Here is a 25,259-nt window from a genome sequence, read left to right on the forward strand (position 1 = left end):
GGGGGCCGTCGCCCGGGTCGCCGGGTTTCCCGCCCGCGCCACCGGACCCGTCGCCCGGGTCGCCGGGCCTCCCGCCCGCGCCACCGGACCCGTCGCCCGGGCCGCCGGGCCTCCCGCCCGGGTCGCCGGGTTTCCCGCCCGGGTCACCGGACCCGTCGCCCGGGTCGCCGGGTTTCCCGCCCGCGCCACCGGACCCGTCGCCCGGGTCTCAGTGGCCCTTCCCCACGCCCACCTCCACCCCGGAGACCGTCGCCACCACGCCCTTCTCCTCCACCCGTACGTCCCGCACCCGCAGTGCCCGCGCCTCCCTCGGGAGCGTGAACGAGAAGGACAGGCGGTCGGAGAGCTCCGGCGGGCGCAGTGCGATCAGGCCGGTGATCAGCTTCGGGTCGATGCCGATCCGCGACAGCAGCCAGGGGTGGTCGACGACCACGTCGACGAGGTTGACCCCCATCAGCCGGTCGACGAAGCGGGGCGAGCCCGTCAGCTCGTGCAGCTTCGTCTCGTTCCGCAGCGCGAGGTCCACGTCCTGCTGCGGCACGCCGAGCCGTTTCACCACCGCGGGCACCGACAGCAGCGACTTCACCCGGGCGGCGTCCCGGCTGAGGAGCTCGGCGGACTCCCGGTGCAGGGTCAGGCCCCGGTTCCGGCCCGGCCGGTAGGTGGCGATGCCCGGCACGTCCAGGCTCATCCCGTCGACGTCGGTGGCGAGCCCGCTGTCGCCGACGAGCCGCACCTGGGCCCGCGCCCGTACGCGCAGCCGCTGCCCGGCGACGGCCAGGCTGCCGTCCGCGCCCACGGTGTCGTCGCCGATCCTGCTGAACTTCAGCTGGGAGGCGGTGAGTTCGCGGTTCATGTCGTCGAAGGACAGGGTGATCCGCCCGTCCAGGCTGCCGACGACCGCACTGCCGATGTCGTCCGGCAGATCGCCCGTCAGCTTGATGTCCCGCGCACTGGCCTGCACCTTCGTGAGCGAGACCCGGTCGGCGGCCACGTGCGGGACGGTGACGTCCACCCGCGTCAGACGCTTGTCCAGGACCTGGGTCAGGAACGGGAATCCATGGATGTCCACCTGCGGGGCGGCCACGAGGTGGAGCTGGTCCTGGAGCGCCCGCTGCGCCTTCTTCTCCGCGTACATGGCCGCGCACCGGTCCGCGAGGACCAGGAACCCGGTGCACACGGCCAGCGCGCACAGCAGCTTCGCCAGCCGGGGGAGTGCGGCGAACGGGCCGCGCCGCCGCCGTCGGCTCCGCCTGGCGCGGCGGCCGTGGGAGCGCCGGTGGTCGGGCGGCGACCACGGCTCCTCGTCCGGTTCGGCGTGGAGCCGGCTGAGGTCGAGCGGCAGGATCCGGGGCGGGGGCGCGGGCTCCGTGCCGGGCTCGGGGTCGGCCAGGGCGGCCAGTTCGTCGTAGGGGTTGCGCGGGCGGGACGGCATGCGTGTGGGGGGTCGCATCACCTCATCCCATCACATGTGCAACCGTCGTACGCGTGTGGCAACGGTGACATGGGCCTCACCCCGGCACAACGCCCGGGAAGGGGCGGCCAGTTGCCCGCCCGCCCCTTCCCGTACGCCTACCTGCTCACTTCCAGAAGAGGCCCTGGCCCATGGTGAACGGGTCGCCCCAGTACTCCGCCGACGCGACCTTGGTCGCCGCCGAGGGGGCGAGCGCGATCGCGCAGCCCTTCTGGGTCTTGCCGTTCGTGAAGCCCTTGGGCAGGGAGTCGCTCGGGCACTTGTCGAAGCTGCCGATGACCATCAGGTCCTGGGCCTCGCTGCCGTCGCCGAGGTGACCCTTCATATGGCTGACGGAGGCGTACGCCAGGTCCGTCGTGCCGACGTTCTTCACCGTGTAGCGGATGTAGTACGGGACCTTCCCGCTGACCTTGTCGCCCAGCTTGAGCGGCGCGAGGTCGGCGGCGCTGCCCTTCTCGATCGCGTCGACGGTGAGGGAGATCTCGCCCTTGGTGGTCGTCCCGTACGTGAACGGGAACTGCGCCGCCTCACCGATCTTGAACGTCTGGCCGCCCTTGGCCTGGGCGCCGCCGCCACCGGTACCGCCGCCGCCCGCGGGCGCCGACGGCTTGTCGGAGGGCTGGGACGACGGCTGCGACGACGGCTGGGCGGACGGCGCGGACGACGTGGGCGTCGCCCCGCCGACCGGCTTGCCCGCGTCGTCGTCGCCGTTGCACGCGCTCAGCGCCAGCGAACCGACGACCACCAGACCGACCGACGCCAGCTTGACCCGGCCGCTCCGGCGCATGACAGAACTGCTCACTGTTCGCACTCCCCCGTTGAAGTGTTGCTCAGACGTGTTGCTGTGGACCGCCTTTGCGATCTCTGCGAACAGAGTTCCTAATGCAGATCAACGGGGGGCCGCCAGCGCGATGACCGAAATGCCGGGGGCCGTGGCCGATTCATGACCCGACCCATACGAAACCACTACGCGGCGGGCGCCAGCCGCTCCGGCAGCGGGCTCGCGTGGACCACCGTCAGACCCGAGACCGCCCGGGTCAGCGCCACGTACAGCCGGCGCAGCCCGGTCCGCTCGTCCGGCTCGCCGTCGACCACCGCCGCGGGCTCGTCCAGGACCACGTAGTCGTACTCCAGGCCCTTCGCCAGGGACGCGGGCACCAGCGTGAGACGGGACTCGGCCGTCGTCTCCTCGCCCGGGTCCAGGAACGCCAGGCCCGCCGCCGTCAGCGCCCCGGCCAGCGCCGGGACCCGCGCGTCCGCCGCGATCAGGCCGATCGAGCCCTCGTGCCCCAGCGCCTCGCGGCAGGCCGCCAGCACGTCCGCGTCCAGAGCGGCCGGGTCCGAGGCGCGCACCGCCAGCGAGCCCGGCGTCTCACGCACCGACTCCACCGGCGCCAGCCCCGGCGAGATCGACGGCAGCAGCCGCGAGGCGTACGCGATGACCTCGCGCGGCACGCGGAAACCGGCCGTCAGCTCCTCCACCACCGCGTCCGCCTTGCCCAGGTGCCGCAGCGCCTCGGCCCAACTCGCCGTCGCCCAGGGCGTGGTGCCCTGCGCCAGGTCGCCCAGGACCGTGGCCGAACCCGTCGAGCAGCGGCGGCCGACCGCCCGGTACTGCATGGGGGAGAGGTCCTGCGCCTCGTCGACCACCACATGGCCCAGCGAGTGGGTGCGCGCCACCAGGTCGCTCGCCTCGTCGATCAAGACCGCGTCCGCCGCCGACCACTTGGCGCCCTTCACGCTCCGCGCGGGTCTGGCCCACAGGATCGCCTTCTGCTCCTCGGCGCTGAGGACGCCCTCCGCGTGGACGGCCAGGAACTCCGGGTCCGAGAGCAGCCGCAGCACCAGCTTCGCCGGGTCGATCGGCGGCCACACCGCCTTGACCAGCGCCTTCACCGCGCTGTTGCGGGCCACCGCGTCCTGCACCCGGTCGTCGGGCGCCTCGCCCGCCTGCTCCATCCGTACGAGCACGGTGTGCGCGATCCGCTGCGGCAGCGCGTCCCGGGCGGCGCCGTAGCGGATGTCGCGCTCGCGCAACTCCTGGACGATCTCGGCCAGTTCGTACGCCGGGACCCGCCAGCGGCGCGAGCCGCGCACCACCACCAGCGGCTCGGTGGGCGGCGTCACGTGCGAGCGGACCGCGCGGCGCAGCACCTCGGCCATCCGGGCGTCGCCCTTGACGATCGCGGCGGGCGCCTCGTCGGCGCCCTTCACCTCGACGTGCGCCACCAGGTCGTCCACGGTCGCCTGCTTGACCTCCAACTCGCCCAGCGCGGGCAGCACTTGCTCGATGTAGTGCAGGAAGGACGCGTTCGGCCCGATCACCAGCGTGCCCGTGCGGGCCAGGCGCTCGCGGTGCGCGTAGAGCAGATACGCCACCCGGTGCAGGCCGACGGCGGTCTTGCCGGTGCCGGGGCCGCCCTGCACGCACACCGACCCGCCCAGCCCGGAGCGCACGATCTCGTCCTGCTCGGGCTGGATCGTCGCCACGATGTCCCGCATCGGGCCGACGCGCGGACGCTCGATCTCCGCCTGGAGCAGCTTGCTGGTGGCGGCCGTCTCGGCCGGGTCGCTGAGGTGCTCGTCCTCGTACGCGGTGAGGTCGCCGCCGGTGTAGCCGAAGCGGCGGCGCAGCCCGATGTCCATCGGGTCCTTCTTGGACGCCCGGTAGAACGGCTGCGACACCGGCGCGCGCCAGTCGATCACCATCGTGTCGCCGCCGGCGTCGTGCACGTGGCGGCGCCCGATGTAGAACTGCTCGCCCCCCGCGCCCTCCGCCAACTCCGCGCCCGGGGCGTGCAGATAGTCGAGCCGGCCGAAGAAGAGCGGGGTGTGCGCGAGGTCCGCCAGGGCCTTGATGCGGTCGTCGATCTGGCGCTGCAGGACGGCCGCGTTGACCCAGTTCGCGGTGACGTCCTTGATGTCGAGGTTCTCCACGTCCTCGCGCATCGCGCGCAGTGCCGCGCGGGACTCGGTGAGGTGGGCGCGCTCGCGGCCGAGGGGGTCTTCGGGGTCGTGCGGGGACACAGTTCTCCTCCGGAAGGGGCCCCTGCTCAAGAGCTCGGGGGCGGATCGGGGCTGCGGATCGCCTTGCGGCTTCGGCGGCCGGCCGGTTTCCGTCCGGGCGGCGGCGCTCCTCGGGAGGGAGGCGTGCGGGGAAGAGGGTGATTGTAGTCAGGGGCGCCCGGCCGGTCGAACGGATATTCCGGCGCGCGGGGCGCCCGGGCGGGGCCGTTCCCCCGGCCGACCCGGAGAAATCCCCGGGGCCCGGGGTCCTACCCGTAGGGGATGGCGTTGGACCAAAGGTGGACACGGGGGCGCCCGGGGTTCCGACCGCAGGGCGATGGAACGCGGGGGCCCCGGGAGCACCATGGATACATGAGCCCCGCAACCCTCACCCCCGCGTCCACCGTCCCCGGCCCCCGGGGCGCCACCGCCACCGGCGCCCCCCACTCCCCGCACCGCGTCGGCAACGCCCTGCGCGCCGCTAAGGCGTTCGCCGGGGCGGCCCTGAGCGTCGTGGTCCTCGGCGAGTACGCGGAAGAAGCAGGCGTACGCCGCCACCGCTGACCCGCCCCCGCAGTCCCACGCCCCCGGCCCGCTGAGCCCCGCGCAGTCCCCCGGCCGCCCGCCGATCCCGTCCCGTTCCGCAAGCCCCCGGCTGTCCCTTCGGCTCGCTGCGTCTGCGGCCGATCCCGCCCCGTCCCGCAGGCCCCGGCCGCCCCCGGCCCGCCGAGCCTGACACTGAGCCCGCGCCCGCGTGGCCCCCGCCCGCCGCCGAGCCGAGCCCCGCGGGCCCCCGGCCGCCTTCCGGGCCCCGCCCGTCGCCCGCGGGCCCACGCCTGCCCCCGGCCCGCCGAGCCTGTCCCTCTCCAGCCGGGTGATCGCCTAGGGTCGCGGCCGTGAAGTACCGGACCGTGGTCGACCGTTCACCCCGCGCCACCGGCGCCGTCCTGCTCGGGGTCTCCCTCCTCGCTCTCGTCGTGCTCTGCGTCGTCACGCGCGTTCCCATGGCGGACGCCCTGGTCTACCGGGCCGAAGGCGCGGCCGTCGTGGGCGGTACCGATCTGTACGGGTTCACCGTCACCCGCTGGCACCTGCCCGCCACCTATCCGCCGTTCGCCGCGGTCCTCTTCGTGCCGACCGCCTGGCTCCCGCCGCCCGCGCTGAAGGCCGCCTTCGTCGTCGGGAACGCGCTGCTGCTGGCCGTGCTGGTCCGGCTCTCCTGCCGGTTCGCCGGGCTCCCGGTCCGGTCCGGGCCCCTGCTGGCCGCCGTCGCCGCCGGCCTCTGGCTCGAACCCGTCTTCCAGACGGTGCTGTTCGGCCAGATCAACCTCGCCCTGACCTGCCTGGTCCTGGCGGACCTCACGGCCGAGCCCGCAGGCCGCCGCCGGGGCCTCGCCGTGGGGGTCGCGGCGGGCATCAAGCTCACCCCCGCGCTCTTCCTGCTGTACGCGCTGCTCACCGGGCGGCGCCGGGAGGCGGCGACGGGCGCGGCGGCCTTCGCCGGGACCGTGCTGCTCGGCGCGCTCGTCCTGCCCGCCGCCAGCGCCGACTTCTGGACCCGGCGCCTCTTCGAGACCGGCCGGGTCGGCAAGGCGTGGATCGTCGACAACCAGTCGCTCCAGGGGCTGTTCGCCCGGGTGCTGCACACCCCCGCGCCCGGCGCGCCCTGGGCGGTGGCGGCGCTCGCCACCCTGGCGGCGGGCCTGTGGACGGCGTGCCGGGCGCCCGACCCGCGCCGGGGCGCGCTGGCCGTCGCCGTCACCGCGCTGCTCGTCTCCCCGATCAGCTGGTCGCACCACTGGGTGTGGTGCGTGCCGCTGCTCGCGCTGCTGCTGGCCGAGGGCCGCCCCCGTACCGCCGTGGCCGTCGCGGCCGTCTTCACCGCGCGCACGCTGTGGCTGGTGCCGCACCAGGGGGAGCTGGACCTCCACCTCCCCTGGTGGCAGCAGCCGTTGGCGTCGCCGTACCCGCTGCTCGGGCTCGCCGTCCTCGGCGGTACGGCCTGGCGGGCCCGGCGCCGGGGCGCGGACGCCGGGCCGGGGACCGGTGCTCAGCCCGTCCCGCCCGCCAGCAGGTCGTCCGCGTCGACGATCCGGTACGCGTAGCCCTGCTCGGCCAGGAACCGCTGGCGGTGCGCGGCGAAGTCCTGGTCGATGGTGTCGCGGGCCACCACGGAGTAGAAGTGCGCCTGGTGCCCGTCGGCCTTCGGCCGCAGGACGCGCCCGAGCCGCTGCGCCTCCTCCTGGCGCGAGCCGAACGTGCCGGACACCTGGATGGCGACGGTCGCCTCCGGCAGGTCGATGGAGAAGTTGGCGACCTTGGAGACGACCAGCACGCTGATCTCGCCCTGGCGGAACGCCTCGAAGAGCTTCTCGCGCTGGGCGTTGCTGGTCTCGCCCTTGATCACCGGCGCGTCCAGGTGCTCGCCCAGCTCGTCGAGCTGGTCGATGTACTGGCCGATGACGAGGATCTGCTGGCCCGCGAACTTCTTCACCAGCGCCTCGGTGACCTTCCGCTTGGTCGCGGTGGTCGCGCAGAACCGGTACTTCTCCTCGGTCTCGGCCGTCGCGTACGCCAGCCGCTCCGCGTCGGTCAGATTGACCCGGACCTCGACGCAGTCGGCGGGGGCGATGTACCCCTGCGCCTCGATCTCCTTCCACGGCGCGTCGAACCGCTTCGGCCCGATCAGCGAGAAGACGTCCGACTCGCGGCCGTCCTCGCGCACCAGGGTCGCGGTGAGGCCGAGCCGCCGCCGCGCCTGGAGGTCGGCGGTGAACTTGAAGACCGGCGCGGGCAGCAGGTGCACCTCGTCGTAGACGATCAGACCCCAGTCCCGGGAGTCGAAGAGCTCCAGGTGCGGATAGACGCCCTTGCGGCGGGTCGTCAGCACTTGGTACGTGGCGATGGTGACCGGCCGGATCTCCTTGCGGGTCCCGCTGTACTCGCCGATCTCGTCCTCGGTCAGCGAGGTGCGCTTCACCAGCTCGTGCTTCCACTGCCGGGCCGAGACGGTGTTGGTGACCAGGATCAGCGTGGTCGCCTTCGCCTCGGCCATCGCCCCGGCGCCCACCAGCGTCTTGCCCGCGCCGCAGGGCAGCACGACCACCCCGCTGCCGCCGTGCCAGAACCCCTCGACGGCCTGCTTCTGGTACGGCCGCAGGCTCCAGCCGTCCTCGGCGAGCTCGATGGGGTGCGCCTCGCCGTCCACGTATCCGGCGAGGTCCTCGGCGGGCCAGCCCAGCTTCAGCAGCGTCTGCTTGATCTGCCCGCGCTCGGAGGGGTGCACGGCCACCGTGTCCGCGTCGATCCGCGCCCCCACCAGCGGGGTGATCTTCTTGGACCGCAGGATCTCTTCCAGGACCGGCCGGTCGGTGCTGGTCAGCACCAGACCGTGGCTCGGGTGCTTGCTGAGGGTCAGCCGCCCGTACCGGGCCATCGTCTCGGCGACGTCCACGAGCAGCGCGTGCGGCACGGGGTAGCGCGAGAACTCGACCAGCGCGTCCACCACCTGCTCCGCGTCGTGCCCGGCCGCCCGGGCGTTCCACAGCCCCAGCGGGGTCACCCGGTAGGTGTGGATGTGCTCCGGCGCCCGCTCCAGCTCGGCGAACGGCGCGATGGCACGGCGGCAGGCGTCGGCCCGCTCGTGGTCGACCTCTAGCAGCAGGGTCTTGTCCGACTGGACGATCAGTGGCCCATTCACGCGGTACACCCTCATTCCGGACGCGGCAGGTGGCGAAACCTCCAGTGTGCCCCAGCCGGTCAAGCAGAGGGGGTGGCCGCCGGGTCAGGCCGGGTCGTCGGCGAGCTCGGCCACGCCCGTGATCCGGTGCAGCGGATAGGTGCGGACCTCGTCGGCCGTGTGGTCGTACGCCGTCACGAAGCCGCCCTCCACCCGGACCGGGGCGATCACGCGCTGGCTGGCCGCGCCGTCCGCGTTCACATAGCCGATCCACAGCGCCGACCCGGTCAGCACGGCCGCCTGGACCGTCGCCAGCGTCTCGGCGGAGCTCGTCCGGGGCAGCCCGCCCGGCTCGGCGGCGGCCCGCCGGGGCGTCTCCTTGCGGACCACCGTGGCCGCCTCGTCGCCCGCCCGGACGGCCCGCACCGCGGCGCCCAGCAGCGTCTCGTCGGGCAGCGGCGGCCCGTCGGGCACGGGCACGGGCGCGCTGCGGGCCGGGGTGCGGCGGGTGTCGGCGCGGGTGATCACCACATCGCCCTCGGCGGACTCGGCGGCCGGCGCGTACCCCATCGCCCGCAGGCCGTCGAGGAGCGCGGCCGGGTCGGCCTGCGCGGCCAGCACCGTCGGGGCGAGCCGGCGCAGCCGCAGCCCGGCCGAGCGACGGTCGCCGACGATCTCGTCCAGGAGCGTGTCGTCGTCGCACCGCACGTACGCGGAGGCGGCGCCCACCCGCAGGTGGCCGTGGCGCCGGGCCACGTCGTCGATGAGGTAGCTGAGCGGCTGCGGCACCGGCGTACGGCTGTGCGCCGCCAGGAAGGCGTGCAGGTCGGAGGCCGACTGCCCGGCGTCCAGCGCCCGGCGCACCGAGGCGGGCGTGAACCGGTAGACGGTGGCGCCACCCTTCGACTCGATGTCCGCGAGCACGTTCAGGGCCGCCGCCAGCGGGCGCCGCAGCGGCCCCGGGGCGACCGCCGTCAGATCGGCCTGGAGCAGTACGTGGTCGACCGGCTCGGGCAGGTGCGGGGCGAGCGCGGCGGCGGCCGTCAGGGCCAGCAGCGAGGTGGTGGACTTCGCCGAGGCGGCCGAGGTGGCCGCCTCGCCGGGCGCGCCGCCCGCCGTGTGCACCGCGCCCAGCAGCGCCCGCCCGTGCCCCGACAGCGCGCCCCGGCCGGTCACCCCGAGCAGCTCGGCCTCGGCCAGCGTCCACCCGGCCAGGCGCGGGCGCAGGTCCTCGGGGCCGGTGCGGGCCGGGTGCTCCCAGCGCAGCCGGGCCAGCAGGGTGTCCGGGTCGGGCGCGGTGCCCTCCGGCAGGTGCGCCAGCAGGGTCAGCACGCGCCGGCGGACCTCCGGCGCCGGGGAGCGGTCCAGGTCCGGCCCGAGCGCCGACAGGGTGCGGGCGCGCGCGTCCTGGCCGCCGACCAGCCCCGGCGTACGGGTCGCGGCGAGCCAGGCGGCGGCGAGGCGCGACCAGCGCTCGGCGGGCGGCAGGTCCAGCCACTCGTCGTACGCGGGCGTCGGCGCGTACCGCTCGTCCGCCTCGCCGTCCGACGCCAACAGCCCGGCCGCGTAGGCGAGTTCGAGCCAGAAGGCGGCCGTCTGCTCGGTCGTGTCCAGGGCCGCCGCCGTGCGCTTGAGGTCGCGCACGCTCAGCCCGCCCGCGCGCAGGACGGGCGGGCCGCCCTCGTTCCACTCCGTCAGCAGGTCCTCGACGAGGGTGAGCGCGGTGAGCGCCTGGCCCGCGGCGGCCGAGTCCACCACCGGCGCGCGGTACTCGCGGGCCGGCGCGACGGCGGGCGCCAGCGGCTCCGGCGCCCGGTGCGCGCGCCCGGCGCGCAGATGCAGGGCGACCTCGCGGGGCAGCACCAGGGTGCGCGCGGACGTCGGCAGCAGCAGCCCGTGGTCGCGCAGCCAGCGCACGGGCGGCGCGGGATCCGCCGACACCTCCCCGTACGGCGGCCCCCACACCAGCCGGTCCAGCACCCCCAGCGCCTCCGGCGGCGCGGTGTCCAGGAGCGCGGACATCCGGACGCGGTCGGTGAACAGGGCGGTCAGCGCGGCGACCGCGGACACCGGGTCGTGCGTGGCGGGCAGCCCGGCCGCCCGCAGGATCTCCTGGACCCGCCCCGGCGACATGCCCGCCGTGGCCTCGGCGACGGTGGGGCCGAGGCCGGTGGGGGAGGGGTGGCCGGGGGCCGGGGCCAGCAGCTCGCGGGCCGTGCGCACCAGCCGCAGCCGTTCGTCCGGCCCCCACACCAGCGCCTGTTCGCGCAGCGCCGCGACCGCGCCCGGCAGCGCGGACGCCACGTCCGCGTTCCCGTCGTCGCCGGTCAGCAGGGTGCGCAGCACCTCGTACGGGGCCGGGTCGGGCGCCACCGCCAGGGCCTGCGCGGTCTGCAGCGCGAACAGGTCCAGCCGCTCCAGCGCCCGCACCACCGAGGCCCTCGTCCCGGCGCGGGTCGCCAGCTGGGTGAGGTCGTTGGGCACGGGGGTGAGCAGATCGGGGCGGGCGCGCAGCAGGGCGGCCAGGGACGCGTCGGAGCGGGCGCGCAGCGCCTCGGCGAGCGTGCGGGGGGCGGCGGATCCGGCCCCGGGCGCGGCGGTGCCCGCGCCGGACCCGGCGCCGCTCGCCTCGGTCGTTCCTTCGGGCACGTGCGCCTCCTGGTTGCGCTCGCCGGTCCCCATCCGCCCCACGGTAGCCGCTGCGCGCTACCGTCAGGGCAGGGAGGCGGCGGCGGGCCCCGGCGGGGCACGGAGGGGAACGTTGTGGGGATCGAGAGCGACCAGCTGGTCTACGACTACTTGAGCCGGGTCGGCGACCTGGCCCAGCAGCGGCAGCTGCCCTCGGGGACGCGGATGCGGCTGGTGACGTCGCTGCGGGACGAGATCGACCGCAGCCGGGCGAAGTTCGCCGGGGACTCCCCGGCCGCGGTGCGCCGCATCCTGGGCCGGCTGGGTACGCCGGACGAGGTGGTGGAGACCGTCGCCCGGGACGGCGCGTACGAGGCGCCGCCCGAGGTCGAGGCGGCCGGGCGGGGCGTGCCGGGGCAGCGGGGCGGGGGCCGGGGGCTGCCGAAGCTGTTTCCGCGCCCGCGCGCGTCGGCGCCCGCCGCCGCCGAGCCGGAGCCGCCCGCCCCGCGCACGGGCGCCTCGCCCCCGCACCTGGCCGGCATGGACGAACTCGGCCCGCAGGACGGCGAACCCGACTGGTGGCGCGTCGAGCCCGGACCGTTCGCGGGCGGGCCGGGGGAGACGGTCGCCGGGTTCGTGGGCGGGGTGGAGATCCCCGAGATACTGCGACCGCCGGTGAAGGAGGAGACCGGTGAGGGGGCGGCCGAGGGAGCCGAGGAGGCCGAGGAGGAGTTCGCCGAGGAGGACGGGGCGGAGGCGGTCGAGGCCGCGCCCGCCCGCCCCAACTGGCGCGCCCTGATCCCCGGCGGCCCCGCCCGCCCCCGCGCCCGCCCCCTCACCAACCCGCTGCTGCTCCTGTCCGCCGCGCTGCTGGTGGGGGGCGCGGTCCTGGGCAACTGGTTCGCGCTGGGCGGGGGCTGGCTGCTCGCGTACGTCTCGCGGCGGCTGACTCCCGCCGAGTCGAAGTGGGCCGTCATGGGACTGCCCGGGCTGACGCTCGCGGGCGGACTCGTCTGGCTGTGGGGCCGCCACGACGGCCGCTGGGGCGAGCCGATCCCCGACGGCGGGACGGGGGACGCGATGCACGGCCTGTGGCCGTGGCTGGTGCGGATCGCGGCGCTGTCCTCGGCGGCCTTCGTGGTCTGGCGCTCACAGCGCTCGCGCTGAGTCACGGGGAGACGCCGCCTCCGGCCGCGGCCCGGCGGGGCGCACGGTGACCCGCGGACCTGCGTGCCCGGTGGCCGTGCCCGCGCCGGGAGCGCCCCACAGCGGCCCCGAGCGCCGGGCGATCCTTCCCGCCCCCTGCCCGGGGGCACACCCCGGCCCTGAGCACCCGGGGCCCCGGCCGGGGCGTGCCGCACAGCGGGCACGCGCACCCAAGGGCCCGGGGTCCTGCCCGGCGGCCCCCGCCCGGCCTCCGGCCGCGTGCCGCGCACCGGCCCTGAGCACCCGGGGGCTCTGCCCGGCCTTTGGCGGGGGTGTTGAACAGCGGCCCTGAGCCACCGGGGAGTTCCGGGGGTTCTGCTCCGCCTGCGGCGGGCGTGCCGCACCCCGGCCCTGAGCACCCGGGGCCCGGGGTCCCGTCCGGCCCCGGCCGGGGCGTACGCGTACCCAAGGGCCCGGGGCCCCGTCCGGCCTCCGGCGGCGTGCCGCACACCTGCCCCGAGGACCCCGGGGTCCGGGGGCCCTGCCCGGCTGCCCCCGTGCGGCGCGCCGCACAATGGACCGCATGTCCCTCCCCGCGCACCCCCTCACCGTCGGCTTCGACCTCGACATGACGCTCATCGACTCCCGCCGCGGCATCCACGCCGTGTACACGCGGCTCGCGGCCGAGACGGGGGCGCACATCGACGCGGACGCGGCCGTCGGCCGGCTGGGGCCGCCGCTGGAGTGGGAGCTGGGGCACTGGTTCCCCGAGGAGCTGGTCCCGGAGATGGCGCGGCGCTACCGCGAGCTCTACCCGGCCCACGCCATCGCCCCCTCCCCCGCCCTGCCCGGCGCCGCCGAGGCGATCGGGGCGGTGCGCGCGGCGGGCGGCCGGGCGATCGTGGTGACCGCCAAGAACCGGCCGCAGGCGGGCCTGCACCTGACGCACCTGGGCCTGGAGCCCGACGAGCTGATCGGCGGGCTGTGGGCCGAGGCGAAGGCGGTGGCGCTGAAGGAGCACGGCGCCGCCGTGTACGTCGGCGACCACACCGGCGACGTGCTGGGCGCCCGTGCCGCGGGCGCGCTGTCGGTGGCCGTGGCGACCGGCCCCGTCGGCGCGGACGAGCTGCGCGCGGCCGGCGCCGACGTGGTCCTGGCGGACCTCACCGAGTTCCCGGCCTGGTGGAAGGGGTACGTGGACGGGCCCCGCTGAGGCCCCCGCCGGACCGGCCCTAGCTCGTGGTGCGGCGCTGCGCCGACACCGACGTCACCACACCGGCCGCGGCGATGAGGAAGCCCACCCCCATCAGCATGCAGACCCAGTACGCGGCGGGCGGGAACCGGGACGTGTGCAGGAAGAGCGGCGCCACCGTGACCATGGTGGCGACCGCGCCGAAGAAGAAGACGATGACACCGGCGCGAACCAGCCGGTCCCCGGTGTTCGACTCGTCCCTGGCCGAATTCGCTTGGGTTTCGTTACTCACTCGGTCAGGGTAGTTCCCTGCCCGTAAGGACCGGCCGGGACGTCTTGTCAGCAGCCTCTGGACCATTAGCCTTGGTCTCGGCGGGTCCTCATGGAGACCCGCTGCAGTGCTATCCAGAGCCGTTTTCACGGCGAGCCCCGCGCACCCGACGACGAGTACGAGGACGAGGACAGACGTGCCTACCGGCAAGGTCAAATGGTTCAACAGCGAGAAGGGCTTCGGCTTTCTCTCCCGCGACGACGGCGGCGACGTCTTCGTGCACTCGTCCGTGCTCCCCTCCGGGGTGGAGACGCTCAAGCCCGGCCAGCGCGTCGAGTTCGGAGTGGTGGCGGGTCAGCGTGGTGACCAGGCTCTCTCGGTGACGGTCCTCGACCCGGCGCCCTCGGTCGCGGCGGCCCAGCGGCGCAAGCCGGACGAACTGGCCTCGATCGTCCAGGACCTGACCACGCTCCTGGAGAACATCACGCCGATGCTGGAGCGGGGCCGCTACCCCGACAAGGCGGCGGGCAAGAAGATCGCCGGTCTGCTGCGGGCGGTGGCGGACCAGCTCGACGTCTGAGCCGCCCCGCCTCACCCGAAGCCGAGCGCGTCGCGGCCGAGCGGAGGCACCAGCCCCTCGGCCGCGGCCCGTGTGAGCAGGCCGCGCACCGCGGCGTAGCCGTCCTCGCCCAAGTCGTGGGTGAACTCGTTGACGTAGAGCCCGATGTGCTGGTCGGCCACCGCCGGATCCATCTCCTGGGCGTGCTCGCGTACGTACGGCCGGGACGCCTCGGGATCGTCCCAGGCCATCCGGACGGACGTCCTGATCACTTCGGCGAGTTCGCGCAGCTTCGGCCCGCCGAGCGAGCGGCGCGCGACGATGGCGCCCAGCGGGATCGGCAGCCCGGTGGTGGCCTCCCAGTGCTCGCCCATGTCGGCGAGCGCGTGCAGCCCGTACTCCTGGTACGTGAACCGGGCCTCGTGGATGACCAGTCCGGCGTCCACCCGCCCGTCCCGCACGGCGGGCATGATCTCGTGGAACGGCAGCACGACGACCTCGCCGACCCCGTCGGGCACCACGTCCGCGGCCCAGAGCCGGAAGAGCAGGTACGCCGTCGAGCGCTCGCTGGGCACCGCGACCGTCTTCCCGGTCAGGTCGACGCCCGCCTCCCGGGTGAGCACCAGCGGGCCGCAGCCCCGGCCGAGCGCGCCGCCGCAGGGCAGCAGGGCGTACTCGTCGAGCACCCAGGGCAGCACCGCGTACGACACCTTCAGGACGTCGAGGCCGTCCTCGCCGCGCTCGGCGATGCCGTTGGTGACGTCGATGTCGGCGAAGGTGACGTCGAGCTCGGGCGCGCCCGGCACCCGGCCGTGCGCCCAGGCGTCGAAGACGAACGTGTCGTTGGGGCAGGGCGAGTAGGCGATGCGCAGCGGCTCAGTCATGACCGTTCCAACTCTCCAGTACGGGCGGAAGCTTCCCGAAGGCGTCGGTGAGTGCCGCGAGCGCGTCCCCGATCCGCCAGGCGGAACGGTCGCGCGGGCCCACCGCGTTGGAGACCGCGCGGATCTCGGCGACGGGCGTGCCGTGCAGGGCCGCCGCCTCGGCGACCCCGAACCCCTCCATCGCCTCGGCCCCGGCGCCGGGGTGGCGGGCGGCCAGTTCGGCGGCGCGGGCGGCGGTGCCGGTGACGGTGGAGACGGTGAGGACCGGCGCGCACAGGGCGCCGGTGGCCGCGGCGAGGGCGGCGGCGAGCGCCCGCGGCGGCAGATGGGCGGACCGGCCGAACCCGAGCTCCTCGACGTCGAGGTAGCCGTCGGGCGTGTCGGCGCCGAGGTCGGCGGCGACGATCCGGGAGGCCACGACCAGCGATCCCACCGGCGCGGCGGGCCGGAACCCGCCGCCGATCCCGGCCGAGACCACCAGGCCGTACGGGGCGCGGGCCAGCGCGGTCGCGGTGGCGGCGGCGGACGCGGCGGGGCCGACCCCGCCCGCGACCACGTCGAAGCCGTCCGGGCACGCCCTCGTGACCGCGTCCCGCTCGGCGGGGACCGCGGTCACGACCAGGACGCGCACGTCAGCTGTCGTCGCGCTTGAGCGTGAAGCTCCACACCGACTTGGGCTTGTTCTTGTCGTTCACCTGAATGATGTTGATCTTCTTGGTCTTGGGCGCGGCGCTCTGCCCGCCGGTCGCGAACACGTCCGCGTTCGGGAACGAGCGGTACGTCTTGTTGGACGGCTCGGTGATCGGGTTGCCGTCGAGCACGGCCACCCACTTGTCACCGTGCTCGACGACGTCCGGGTCCACGCCCAGACGCAGGGTCGCACCCGGCGAGTAGTTGATCGTCTTCGACGTCTTCACGCTGCTGAGGCAGGTCGTGAGCTTTTCGTCGGACAGCACCTTGCCGTCGTTGCGGCAGGCGGCCTCGGCGTTCACCGAGCTCGTCCCGACCGTCACGGTCGCGAGGGGCGTCGGCTTGTCGCAGGCGGAGAGGACGAGGAGTCCCGCGGAGACGGCGCCGAGGGCGATGCCGGCCCGACGGGCCTTACCAGAGGTGAACGCAACGGTCATGAGCCGAAGGCTATCGGTCCCCCGTGATCACGCCACGCGCGGGTGTGGCGTGCCGCGCCGCGCGGAGCTCAGCAGCCCCCGTACGGAGGTGAGCGCGCCGACCGCGAGCAGCCCCGCCGCCACCGACATGCCCACCACCCCGTTCAGCGGCAGCACGATCCCTATGGCACCGCCCAGCACCCACGACATCTGCAGTGCGGTCTCCGAACGGGCGAACGCCGAGGTGCGCACCTCCTCGGGCACGTCGCGCTGGAGCATCGCGTCCAGCGACAGCTTCGCCAGCGCCTGGGTGAACCCGGCGGACGCGCCCAGCACCGCCATCAGCAGCCCGCTGAAGAAGGCCGCCGCGCACACCGCCGCGCCCAGCGCCGCCAGCAGCGCCGCCACGATGATGATCTCCGGGCCCCGGGAGCGCAGCAGCGAGCCCGCCGCGGTGCCCAGCGCGTTGCCGACGCCCGCCGAGACGCCCACCACGGCCAGCGAGACGGCGGCGCTCTGCCCGGACAGCGGATGCTCGCGCAGCAGGAACGCCAGGAAGAAGATCAGGAACCCGGAGAGGGAGCGCAGGGCGGCGTTGGCGATCAGCCCGTTCCGCACGGACGCGCCGACCGAGCGCAGCCCCGGCTTGCGCCCGCCGTGGTCGGACAGCCCCGCCTTGCTCTCGCCCTTGTCGGAGTCCACCTTGTGGTCGAGCGTGAAGGCCAGGAACGTGCCCGCCACGAAGACGCAGAACGCCCCGTAGAGCGGCCACTGCGGCCCGATGTGCTGCAGCCCCGCGCCGATCGGGGCGGCGGCGGCCGTCGCCAGCAGCCCGGCGAGCGTCACCCGCGAATTGGCTTTGACCAGCGAGAACCGTGGTGGCAGCAGCCGTGGCACGACCGCGCTGCGCACCACCCCGTACGCCTTGGACGCCACCAGGACGCCCAGCGCCGCCGGATACAGCTCCAGGCCGCCGGTGGCCACCGCGCCCGACATCGTCAGCGCGAGGAGCGCCCGGGCGAGCATCGCGCCCGCCATCGCGGCGCGCCGGCCGTGCGGCATCCGGTCGAGCAGCGGGCCGATCACGGGGGCCAGGAGGGTGAACGGCGCCATCGTGATCGCCAGGTACAGCGCGACCCGGCCGCGGGCCTGGTCGGTGGGGACGGAGAAGAACACGGTGGACGCCAGGGCCACGGTGATCATCACGTCGCCCGCGCCGTTCACCGCGTGCAGTTCGATGAGTTTGCCCAGGCCCGACTCACCGGCGCCGTGCGCGTGCGTCGCCTTTCGGATGGAACGCGCGGTGCCCGTGAAGGGTGTGTGCAGCGCTTTGCCGACCGTCCGCCCCGCCCTGCGGAGGGGACCGGCCTCGTCGGTGGACCTCGCGGTAGCCACATCAGTCATAGTGCCCCAACCCCGTCTGACCATGACGTACCGACGGGGATTCGGACCGGCAGGTGGGCCACGGGCCGGGAAGGGGGTAGCGTGACAGGCGCGCCGCCCGCGGCTGCCCATGGCCGCGCGCCTCTCCGCGATCCCGCAGAATGGATGGCGAAAGGCGCGCCCCTGATCAGCTCACGGCCCGGGCGCGGACGTCGACGCGGCCCCCTGGTCCGCTCCGTCCGCGACTCGTACGTACGCGGTCCCCGGCGCACCCGTGAGACGGCGTAGGAGAGAAGCGAGACCTGTGAGTGCTGCGACGACGCGAAGCCGTACCCCCGACCGCCTGTGCGCCGAAGCGGTCGACCTCGCCCGGGAGGCGGCCGAGGAGGCCGCACACCCCGGTGTGGTCGGCGAACATGTATCGGCCGTGGCCGAGGGCGACCGGGTCGTCACCCACTTCTTCGAGTGCAAGGAGCCGGGCTACCGGGGCTGGCGCTGGGCGGTGACCGTCGCGCGGGCCTCCCGCGCCAAGCAGGTCACCCTCGACGAGACGGTCCTGCTGCCCGGCCCCGACGCGCTCCAGGCGCCCGAATGGGTGCCGTGGAGCGAACGGCTGCGTCCGGGTGACATGGGCCCCGGCGACCTGCTGCCCACCGAGGCCGACGACCTGCGCCTGGAGCCCGGCTACAGCGGCGAGGACGCGCCGCCGCCGAACTCCGCGGTCTCCGAGGAGATGGCCGAGCGGGTCGAGGCCGAGGACGCGGAGCTGGTCTCCCGGCCCGACACCTCGCGCGGCTCGATCGCGGCGGTCGCCGAGGAGCTCGGCATGCGCCGGGCGCGGGTCCTGTCGCGGTACGGGCTGCACGTGGCGGCGGACCGCTGGGACGAGGCGTTCGGGGCGAAGACCCCGATGGCGCAGGCCGCGCCCGCGTCCTGCGTGTCGTGCGCCTTCCTGGTGCCGCTGGCCGGGTCCCTGCGGCAGGCGTTCGGGATCTGCGCCAACGAATTCGGCCCGGCCGACGGGCGTGTCGTCTCCCTGTCCTACGGCTGCGGCGGCCACTCGGAGGCCGCGGTCATGCCGAAGCCGCCGAAGCCGGCGGCGCCGGTGCTGGACACGGTGGGGGCGGATGCGCTGCTGCTGCGTCCGGTGGCGGACGGGGGCTCGGTGGAGGCGTCCCCCGACCGGGACTCGGAGGACCTGGGCCACTCATAGCCTCCGGGCCCGCCCGCGCGCCTTCTCGGTCCGGAACCTCGTCCGCGGGCCGGTCGGGGCTGGCCGCGCAGTTCCCCGCGCCCCTTTGGGGTGGGTTTTTGTCTGCGGGCCGGTGGGGGGCTGGTCGCGCAGTTCCCCGCGCCCCTGGAAACCCGTTTTCGTCTGCGGGCCGTGGTCGCTTCTCGCGCAGTTCCCCGCGCCCCTGGGAAACCGGCCTTCGTCTGCGGGTCGTGCTCGCTTCTCGCGCAGTTCCCCGCGCCCCTCGTGGGGCGGTGGGGGCTGGTCGCGTCGTTCCCCGCGCCCCTGAAACGCCCGTGGCCGAGCCGGCTGCTCCGGCTGAGCCGTACCCCCTAGGGGCGCGGGGAACTGCGCGAGTAAGCCAGCACGGTCTGCGGACGACAGCGGGGTTGGGGGCGCGGGGAACTGTGCGAGGAGCGATCGCCGGGCCGCAGACGTACATCCGGCTCATGAGGGGCGCGGGCAACCGCCGCCGGGCCGCAGGTGAACGCTCCACACCGGAGGCGCGGGCCCGGGAGGGCCGGGGGAGGGGTGGACGCGGTACCTTCGGGCTCAGGGTTCGGTGGACGCAAGAAGCGGAGTGCGCGCGTGATCGTGAAGGCGACAACGATCGAGGGCGCCGACCCGTTCGGCACGGCCCGGCTGCGCCGAGGCGTGGTGGACGCCTGGGCCGCCACCCCCGCCCGCTTCCGCGAGGACGCCAACGCCGAGGAGGACCTCGCCCTCGGCGGCTACCGCGACCGCCTCGTCGTGGAGCTCGCCCAGAACGCCGCCGACGCGGCGGCCCGCGCGGGCGTCCCCGGCCGCCTCCGCCTCACCCTGCACCCCGGCGCCCCGGGCGAGCAGCCGGTCCTGGCCGCCGCCAACACCGGCACCCCCCTGGACGCCACGGGCGTGGAGTCGCTCTCCACGCTCCGCGCCTCCGCCAAGCGCCGCGACGCCGGGACCTCGGTCGGCCGGTTCGGCGTCGGCTTCGCCGCGGTCCTCGCCGTCAGCGACGAGCCCGCCGTCGTCGGCCGTACCGGCGGGGTGCGCTGGTCGCTGGCCGAGGCCCGCGACCTGGCCGCCGAGGCCGCCCGCTTCAGCCCGGGCCTCGGCGACGAGCTGCGCCGCCGCGACGGCCACGTACCGCTGCTGCGGCTCCCGCTGCCCGCCGAGGGCAGCGCCCCCGAGGGCTACGACACGGTCGTCGTCCTGCCGCTGCGCGACGAGCCCGCCGAGGACCTGGTGCGCCGTCTGCTCGCGGAGATCGACGACGCGCTGCTGCTGACCCTGCCCGGCCTGGTCGAGGTCGTCGTCGACACCCCGGACGGCACCCGCGTACTGCGCCGCTCCGAGCAGGACGGCTACGTCCACATCGACGACACCCGCGACGGCCTCAACCGCTGGCGGACCGTCAGCGCCGCCGGGGCGCTGGAGCCCGCGCTCCTCGCGGACCGGCCCGTCGAGGAACGGCTGCGCCCGCACTGGTCGGTGACCTGGGCCGTCCCCGTCGATCTGGACGGCGCCCCCCAGCGCCCCCGCACGGCCCCCGTCGTGCACGCGCCCACCCCCACCGACGAGCCCCTCGGCGTACCCGCCCTGCTCATCGCCTCGCTGCCGCTGGACACCGCCCGCCGCCACCCGGCCCCCGGCCCGCTCACCGACTTCCTGGTGGAGCGCGCGGCCGAGGCGTACGCCGCGCTCCTCGGCGACTGGCAGCCCGTCTCCACCGGCACCCTCGACCTGGTGCCCGGTCCGCTGGGCCGGGGCGAGCTGGACGGGGCGCTGCGCGCCGCCGTTCTGGAGCGGCTGCCCCGCGTCGCGTTCCTGGCCCCCGCCGTGCCCTCCGAAGAGCTGCCCGCGCTGCGGCCGTTCGAGGCCGAGGTGGTAGAGGGCGCGGGCGCCGACACCGTGAAGGTGCTGGCCGAGGTGCTGCCGACGCTGCTGCCCGCCGGTCTGGAGCGCCGCGCCGAGCTGCGCACGCTGGGCGTGGGCCGGCTGCCGCTGGGCGACGCCATCGAGCGGATCGGCGGCGCCGAGCGCGCCCCCGAGTGGTGGTACCGGCTCTACGACACGCTCGCCGGGGTCGACCCGGACCGGCTCAGCGGGCTGCCCGTACCGCTGTCGGACGGGCGTACCGCCGTCGGCCCGCGCCAGATCCTGCTGCCGCTCGCCGACACCCCCGCCGACCTCGCCCGGCTCGGTCTGAAGGTCGCGCACGCGGCTGCCGCGCACCCCCTCCTGGAGAAGCTCGGCGCCCTCCCGGCCACGCCCCGGGCCGTGCTGACGACGGCTCAGGTGCGGGCGGCGGTCGCCGGGTCCCTGGACGGCGGGGAGATCTGGGACGAGGACGCGCCGGACGCCGACGAACTCGCCGAGACCGTACTGGCGCTGGTGCGGGACGCCGGGCTCGAACCCGGCGACGAGCCCTGGCTGGGCGCGCTCGCCCTGCCCGACGAGGACGGCGAGCTCGCCCCCGCCGGTGAACTCGTGCTGCCCGGAAGCCCGTTCGCGTCCGTCGTGCGCGCGGGCGAACTCGCCGAGGTCGACGCCGAGCTGGCCGAGCGCTGGGGCGAGCAGCCGCTGGCCGCCTGCGGCGTGCTGGCCACGTTCGCGCTGGTGCGCGCCACCGATGTGGTCCTCGACCCGGACGAACTGGAGCCCCGCGACGGCGACTTCGCCGAACCCGACGACGCCGGGCTCCTGGACGCCGTCGACGTGTGGTGCGAGGACCTGCTGGACCAGCTGCCGCACACCCCGGTGCCGCCGGTGGCCACCGAGATCGTGGCGGTCCGCGACCTCGACCTGGTCGACGACGACGCCTGGCCGCGGGCGCTGGCGATGCTCGCCCGGCCGCCGCTGCGGGACGCCCTCACCCAGCCCGTACGCGTCCTGCTGCCGGACGGCACGACCGAGACGGTCCGCCCGTACACGGCGTGGTGGCTGCGCGGCCACCCCGTACTCGGCGGACGCCGCCCGGCGGGTCTGCGCGCGGCGGGCTCCGACCCGCTGCTGTCCGGGCTGTACGAGTCGGCCGACGCGACCGGGTTCGACGACGAACAGGTCCTGCGGGCGCTGGGGGTGCGCACCTCGGTGGCGGCGCTGCTTGACGAGCCCGGCGGCGCGGCCGAGCTGCTCGCCCGCCTCGCCGACGACGGCCTCCCCGTCACCGGCGCCCAGCTCCACGCCCTCTACACCGCGCTGGCCGACCTCGACCCCGAGCAGGTCACGCTGCCGGACGAGCTGCGCGCGGTGGTCGACGGGGAGGTACGGGTGGTGGACGCGGCCGACGCGGTGGTCGCCGACGCGCCCGACCTGCTGCCGCTCACCGACGGGCTGCCGCTGCTGCCCGTCGCCCCGGCCCGGGCGGCCGAGCTGGCCGAGCTGCTCCAGGTGCGGCGGCTCGGTGAGACGGCGTCGGCCGAGGTGACGACGGTCGGCACGGAACACGAGGTGCCGGAGCCGGTACGGACACTGCTCGGACCGGCCGCCCCGCTCTCGTACTTCGAGCACGAGGAGCTGCTGGCGGGCGGCGTCGAGCTCGACTGGCGCCGCGCGCCCGACGGGGCCGTCCACGCGGCCACCCTGGAGGGCGTCGCCGCCGGCCTCGCCTGGGCGGCGGGCCAGTGGCCCCGCCGCTTCGAGGTGGCGGCCCTCCTGGAGGACCCGACCCGCACGACGGAACTGTCCCGGGCCCGCTGGTTCGACTGACCCCGGGTGCGCTTGGGCCCGCCCCCCCCGGCCGAGGGGCGATCTTGGCCGGGCCACCAGGGCCGAGCCGGCTGCTCCGGCTGAGCCGTACCCCTAGGGGCGCGGGGAACTGCGCGAGAAGCGGGCACGGTCCGCAGATGAAGGTGGGTTTCTTCAGGGGCGCGGGGAACTGCGCGAGAGGCGGGCACGGTCCGCAGACGGCATCGGGTTTCAGGGGCGCGGGGAACTGCGCGAGCCTTTGTCTGCGGGCCGGTGGGGGCTGGTCGCGCAGTTCCCCGCGCCCCTGGTGGCCGGCGGGCAAAGCCCCGGCCAAATGGGGCTGGTGGGACTGCGCACGTCTTTGTCTGCGGGCCGGTGGGGGCTGGTCGCGCAGTTCCCCGCGCCCCTATGGGGCCGGGTCATAGGCAATGCCCCGTGCCCCTGTGCGGCCGGGCCGCAGGCGCAGCCCCGTGCCCCTGTGCGGCCGGGCCGTAGAGAAAGGTCCGGCCAGAAGATGGTGCGGGCAGTGGACTACGCCGGCCACTTCCTCCCCACCCACCTCCACGCGACCTCCAGCAGCCCCGCCCCCACCACCGCGATCCCCACCGCGGCCCACGGCATCGTCGTCCCCACCAGCTTCAGCGCGAAGAAGCTCTGCAGCCACGGCACCGCCAGGACCAGCAGGAACGCCGCGCCCATCGCCAGTACGAGGGCGATCCGCCACCATGTGTACGGGCGGGCGATGATCGCCAGGACCCACATCGACACCAGGAACAGCGTCAGCGTCGCCGCGCTGGTCTCGGCCTCCCGCGCGCCGTCCCCCACGTAGTAGTGGCGCGCCAGCAGGTACGTGGCGAAGGTGGTGAGCGCCGCGATGACGCCGCCGGGGACCGCGTACCGCATCACCCGCCGTACGAAGTGCGGCTTGGCGCGTTCGGTGTTGGGCGCGAGGGCGAGGAAGAACGCCGGGATGCCGATGGTCAGCGTCGACAGCAGGGTCAGATGGCGCGGCAGGAACAGGTACTCCACCTGCGTGCACACCACCAGCAGCGCGAGCAGCACCGAGTACACCGTCTTGACCAGGAACAGCGTCGCCACCCGGGTGATGTTGCCGATGACCCGGCGGCCCTCCGCCACCACCGAGGGCAGCGTCGCGAAGCTGTTGTTGAGCAGCACGATCTGGGCCACGGCCCGGGTCGCCTCGGAGCCCGAGCCCATCGAGACGCCGATGTCCGCGTCCTTGAGGGCGAGGACGTCGTTGACGCCGTCGCCGGTCATCGCGACGGTGTGGCCCCGGGACTGGAGCGCCGCCACCATGTCCCGCTTCTGCTGCGGGGTGACCCGGCCGAACACCGCGTTCTGGTCGAGGACTTCCGCCATCTCGCCCTGGTCGGTGGGCAGCTGCCGCGCGTCCACGGTGTTCTGCGCGCCCGGCAGCCCGAGCTTGCCGGCCACCGCGCCCACGGAGACCGCGTTGTCCCCGGAGATGACCTTGGCGTGGACGTTCTGCTCGTCGAAGTAGCGCAGGGTCTCGGCCGCGTCGGGCCGCAGCCGCTGTTCCAGGACGACCAGCGCGGTGGCCCGCGCGTCCTGCGCCACCTGCGGGTCGTCGAGTTCGCGGCGGGCGCGGGCGAGCAGCAGGACGCGCAGGCCCTGTTCGTTGAGGGAGTCGATCTCGGCGAGCGCCGGGTCGCCCGCGGGCAGCAGGACGTCGGGTGCGCCCAGCAGCCAGGTGGAGTTCTCCCCGTCGCCCTCGCTGAACGCGGCCCCGCTGTACTTGCGCGCGGAGGAGAAGGGCAGCGACTCGGTGCAGCGCCACTCCTCGGCGTCCGGGTACGCGTCGATGATCGCCTGGAGGGAGGCGTTGGGCCGGGGGTCGGACTCGCCGAGCGCGCCGAGCACCTTGCGCACGTACGTCTCCTCCGCGCCGCCCAGCGGGCGCAGTTCGGTGACGTCCATGCCGCCCTCGGTGAGCGTGCCGGTCTTGTCGAGGCACACCACGTCCACCCGGGCCAGGCCCTCGATCGCGGGGAGCTCCTGCACCAGGCACTGCTTGCGGCCGAGCCGGATCACCCCGATCGCGAACGCCACCGAGGTCAGCAGCACCAGGCCCTCGGGGATCATCGGGACGATGCCGCCGACGGTGTACGCGATGGACTGCTTGAAGTTGTCGTCCTTGACCACCAGTTGGCTGATCACCAGCCCGATGGAGGTCGGGATCATCAGCCAGGTGACGTACTTGAGGATCAGCGAGATGCCGTTGCGCAGCTCGGAGTGGACCAGGGTGAACCGGCTGGCCTCCTCGGCGAGCTGCGCCGCGTACGCCTCGCGCCCGACCTTGGTCGCGGTGAACGCGCCGCCGCCCGCGACCACGAACGACCCGGACATCATCTTGTCGCCGGGCTTCTTCAGTACGGGGTCGGCCTCGCCGGTGAGGAGGGACTCGTCGACTTCGAGGCCGTCGGTCTCGACCACCTCGCCGTCGACCACCACCTTGTCGCCGGGGCCGAGTTCGACCAGGTCGCCGAGGACGATCTCGGAGGTGGAGATCTCGGCGGCGGCGCCGTCGCGCCGGACCGTCGGTTTGGCCTCGCCGATGACCGCGAGCCCGTCGAGGGTCTTCTTGGCGCGCAGCTCCTGGATGATACCGATGCCGGTGTTGGCGATGATGACGAACCCGAAGAGGCTGTCCTGGAGCGGCGCCACCACCAGCATGATCGCCCAGAGCACGCCGATGATCGCGTTGAACCGGGTGAAGACGTTGGCGCGGACGATCTCGGCGGTGGAGCGGCTGCTGCGCACGGGGACGTCGTTGACCTCGCCCCGGGCGACGCGTTCGGCGACCTCGGCGGTGGTCAGCCCGGTGGCCCGGCCGGGCGCGGCGGGCGGCGGCACGGGGTGGACGGGGTCGAGTTCGGCCCCGGCGTCGATATTGGCGCGCTGCGTCATGATTTCGACGGTACGGGGGGAATTCCCGCTTCACCTGCCGGGAAGGTCGAACATCAGACCAGGGGAGGAGGCGAATGGT

Annotated in this window: 18 protein-coding genes; 7 read left to right on the forward strand and 11 right to left on the reverse strand. The window is 75.0% G+C overall.

Going from position 1 to position 25,259, the window contains the following annotated elements:
- Positions 1-208 precede the first annotated feature (208 nt).
- From AB5J87_RS19715 to AB5J87_RS19725, 3 genes are all read right to left on the reverse strand, one after another.
- Positions 209-1,453 (reverse strand): DUF2993 domain-containing protein, encoded by a 1,245-nt coding sequence (locus AB5J87_RS19715; RefSeq protein WP_369378154.1) that lies wholly within the window; start codon positions 1,451-1,453, stop codon positions 209-211.
- Positions 1,454-1,580: 127 nt separating this feature from the next.
- The gene (locus AB5J87_RS19720; protein WP_369378155.1) at positions 1,581-2,276 is read right to left on the reverse strand and encodes a hypothetical protein; all 696 of its coding nucleotides are present in this window, start codon (positions 2,274-2,276) and stop codon (positions 1,581-1,583) included.
- Positions 2,277-2,440: 164 nt separating this feature from the next.
- Entirely contained in the window at positions 2,441-4,501 is a 2,061-nt protein-coding gene (locus AB5J87_RS19725) for an ATP-binding domain-containing protein (RefSeq protein WP_369378157.1), read from the reverse strand.
- A gap of 351 nt (positions 4,502-4,852) precedes the next feature.
- Between AB5J87_RS19725 and AB5J87_RS19730 the strand changes: the two genes are divergently transcribed.
- Positions 4,853-5,044: a hypothetical protein gene (locus AB5J87_RS19730; protein WP_369378158.1), complete on the forward strand. Its 192-nt coding sequence runs from the start codon at positions 4,853-4,855 to the stop codon at positions 5,042-5,044.
- A gap of 332 nt (positions 5,045-5,376) precedes the next feature.
- Positions 5,377-6,585 (forward strand): glycosyltransferase 87 family protein, encoded by a 1,209-nt coding sequence (locus tag AB5J87_RS19735; RefSeq protein ID WP_369378160.1) that lies wholly within the window; start codon positions 5,377-5,379, stop codon positions 6,583-6,585.
- Here the strand turns inward: AB5J87_RS19735 and AB5J87_RS19740 are convergent.
- Entirely contained in the window at positions 6,531-8,180 is a 1,650-nt protein-coding gene (locus tag AB5J87_RS19740; protein ID WP_369378162.1) for a DNA repair helicase XPB, read from the reverse strand. The two genes, AB5J87_RS19735 and AB5J87_RS19740, sit on opposite strands and share 55 nt — an antisense overlap.
- Before the next feature lie 84 nt (positions 8,181-8,264).
- The gene (locus AB5J87_RS19745) at positions 8,265-10,841 is read right to left on the reverse strand and encodes a helicase-associated domain-containing protein (protein WP_369378164.1); all 2,577 of its coding nucleotides are present in this window, start codon (positions 10,839-10,841) and stop codon (positions 8,265-8,267) included.
- An 81-nt stretch (positions 10,842-10,922) separates the two neighbouring features.
- Between AB5J87_RS19745 and AB5J87_RS19750 the strand changes: the two genes are divergently transcribed.
- Together AB5J87_RS19750 and AB5J87_RS19755 are read left to right on the forward strand one after the other, a co-directional pair.
- Positions 10,923-11,954 carry a hypothetical protein gene (locus tag AB5J87_RS19750; protein ID WP_369378165.1) on the forward strand — a complete coding sequence of 344 codons (1,032 nt, stop codon included), beginning with the start codon at positions 10,923-10,925 and terminating at the stop codon, positions 11,952-11,954.
- Between the two features lie 553 nt (positions 11,955-12,507).
- Positions 12,508-13,146 carry an HAD family hydrolase gene (locus AB5J87_RS19755; RefSeq protein WP_369378166.1) on the forward strand — a complete coding sequence of 213 codons (639 nt, stop codon included), beginning with the start codon at positions 12,508-12,510 and terminating at the stop codon, positions 13,144-13,146.
- A 19-nt stretch (positions 13,147-13,165) separates the two neighbouring features.
- Here the strand turns inward: AB5J87_RS19755 and AB5J87_RS19760 are convergent, their stop codons facing one another.
- A complete protein-coding gene (locus AB5J87_RS19760) occupies positions 13,166-13,417 on the reverse strand; it encodes a hypothetical protein (RefSeq protein ID WP_369378168.1) in 252 nt (83 codons plus the stop codon).
- Between the two features lie 175 nt (positions 13,418-13,592).
- Between AB5J87_RS19760 and AB5J87_RS19765 the strand changes: the two genes are divergently transcribed.
- Positions 13,593-13,976: a cold-shock protein gene (locus AB5J87_RS19765; RefSeq protein WP_067162767.1), complete on the forward strand. Its 384-nt coding sequence runs from the start codon at positions 13,593-13,595 to the stop codon at positions 13,974-13,976.
- An 11-nt stretch (positions 13,977-13,987) separates the two neighbouring features.
- On the opposite strand, the gene AB5J87_RS19770 is transcribed toward AB5J87_RS19765, so the two are convergent.
- The 4 genes from AB5J87_RS19770 to AB5J87_RS19785 are packed head-to-tail and all read right to left on the reverse strand — an operon-like array spanning position 13,988 to position 17,340.
- Complete coding sequence (locus AB5J87_RS19770) at positions 13,988-14,839, reverse strand: 1,4-dihydroxy-6-naphthoate synthase (protein WP_369378169.1); 852 nt, start codon at positions 14,837-14,839, stop codon at positions 13,988-13,990.
- On the reverse strand, positions 14,832-15,470 hold the full coding sequence (locus AB5J87_RS19775) for a futalosine hydrolase (protein ID WP_369378170.1): 639 nt from the start codon (positions 15,468-15,470) through the stop codon (positions 14,832-14,834). The genes AB5J87_RS19770 and AB5J87_RS19775 overlap by 8 nt, the downstream gene beginning before the upstream one ends.
- A 1-nt stretch (position 15,471) precedes the next feature.
- Positions 15,472-15,966 (reverse strand): DUF2771 domain-containing protein, encoded by a 495-nt coding sequence (locus tag AB5J87_RS19780; RefSeq protein ID WP_369378171.1) that lies wholly within the window; start codon positions 15,964-15,966, stop codon positions 15,472-15,474.
- 27 nt (positions 15,967-15,993) lie between these two features.
- Positions 15,994-17,340, reverse strand: a complete 1,347-nt coding sequence (locus AB5J87_RS19785; RefSeq protein WP_369378173.1) for an MFS transporter — start codon at positions 17,338-17,340, stop codon at positions 15,994-15,996.
- A 292-nt stretch (positions 17,341-17,632) separates the two neighbouring features.
- Between AB5J87_RS19785 and AB5J87_RS19790 the strand changes: the two genes are divergently transcribed.
- Both AB5J87_RS19790 and AB5J87_RS19795 read left to right on the forward strand, forming a co-directional pair.
- Positions 17,633-18,541 (forward strand): DUF3027 domain-containing protein, encoded by a 909-nt coding sequence (locus tag AB5J87_RS19790; protein WP_369378174.1) that lies wholly within the window; start codon positions 17,633-17,635, stop codon positions 18,539-18,541.
- Between the two features lie 612 nt (positions 18,542-19,153).
- Positions 19,154-22,252 carry a sacsin N-terminal ATP-binding-like domain-containing protein gene (locus tag AB5J87_RS19795; RefSeq protein ID WP_369383589.1) on the forward strand — a complete coding sequence of 1,033 codons (3,099 nt, stop codon included), beginning with the start codon at positions 19,154-19,156 and terminating at the stop codon, positions 22,250-22,252.
- Between the two features lie 510 nt (positions 22,253-22,762).
- Here AB5J87_RS19795 and AB5J87_RS19800 read toward each other — a convergent pair.
- Complete coding sequence (locus AB5J87_RS19800) at positions 22,763-25,180, reverse strand: HAD-IC family P-type ATPase (protein ID WP_369378175.1); 2,418 nt, start codon at positions 25,178-25,180, stop codon at positions 22,763-22,765.
- Positions 25,181-25,259 lie beyond the last annotated feature (79 nt).

The sequence above is a fragment of the Streptomyces sp. cg36 genome, assembly GCF_041080675.1.
Classification (GTDB): domain Bacteria; phylum Actinomycetota; class Actinomycetes; order Streptomycetales; family Streptomycetaceae; genus Streptomyces.

What these genes read in the sequence shown, in the direction of transcription:
- AB5J87_RS19755 (WP_369378166.1), top strand. Translation starts at nt 12,508, where the DNA reads ATGGACCGCATGTCCCTCCCCGCGCACCCCCTCACCGTCGGCTTCGAC.
- AB5J87_RS19745 (WP_369378164.1), bottom strand. Translation starts at nt 10,841, where the DNA reads ATGGGGACCGGCGAGCGCAACCAGGAGGCGCACGTGCCCGAAGGAACG.
- AB5J87_RS19780 (WP_369378171.1), bottom strand. Translation starts at nt 15,966, where the DNA reads ATGACCGTTGCGTTCACCTCTGGTAAGGCCCGTCGGGCCGGCATCGCC.
- AB5J87_RS19715 (WP_369378154.1), bottom strand. Translation starts at nt 1,453, where the DNA reads ATGCGACCCCCCACACGCATGCCGTCCCGCCCGCGCAACCCCTACGAC.
- AB5J87_RS19770 (WP_369378169.1), bottom strand. Translation starts at nt 14,839, where the DNA reads ATGACTGAGCCGCTGCGCATCGCCTACTCGCCCTGCCCCAACGACACG.
- AB5J87_RS19730 (WP_369378158.1), top strand. Translation starts at nt 4,853, where the DNA reads ATGAGCCCCGCAACCCTCACCCCCGCGTCCACCGTCCCCGGCCCCCGG.
- AB5J87_RS19800 (WP_369378175.1), bottom strand. Translation starts at nt 25,180, where the DNA reads ATGACGCAGCGCGCCAATATCGACGCCGGGGCCGAACTCGACCCCGTC.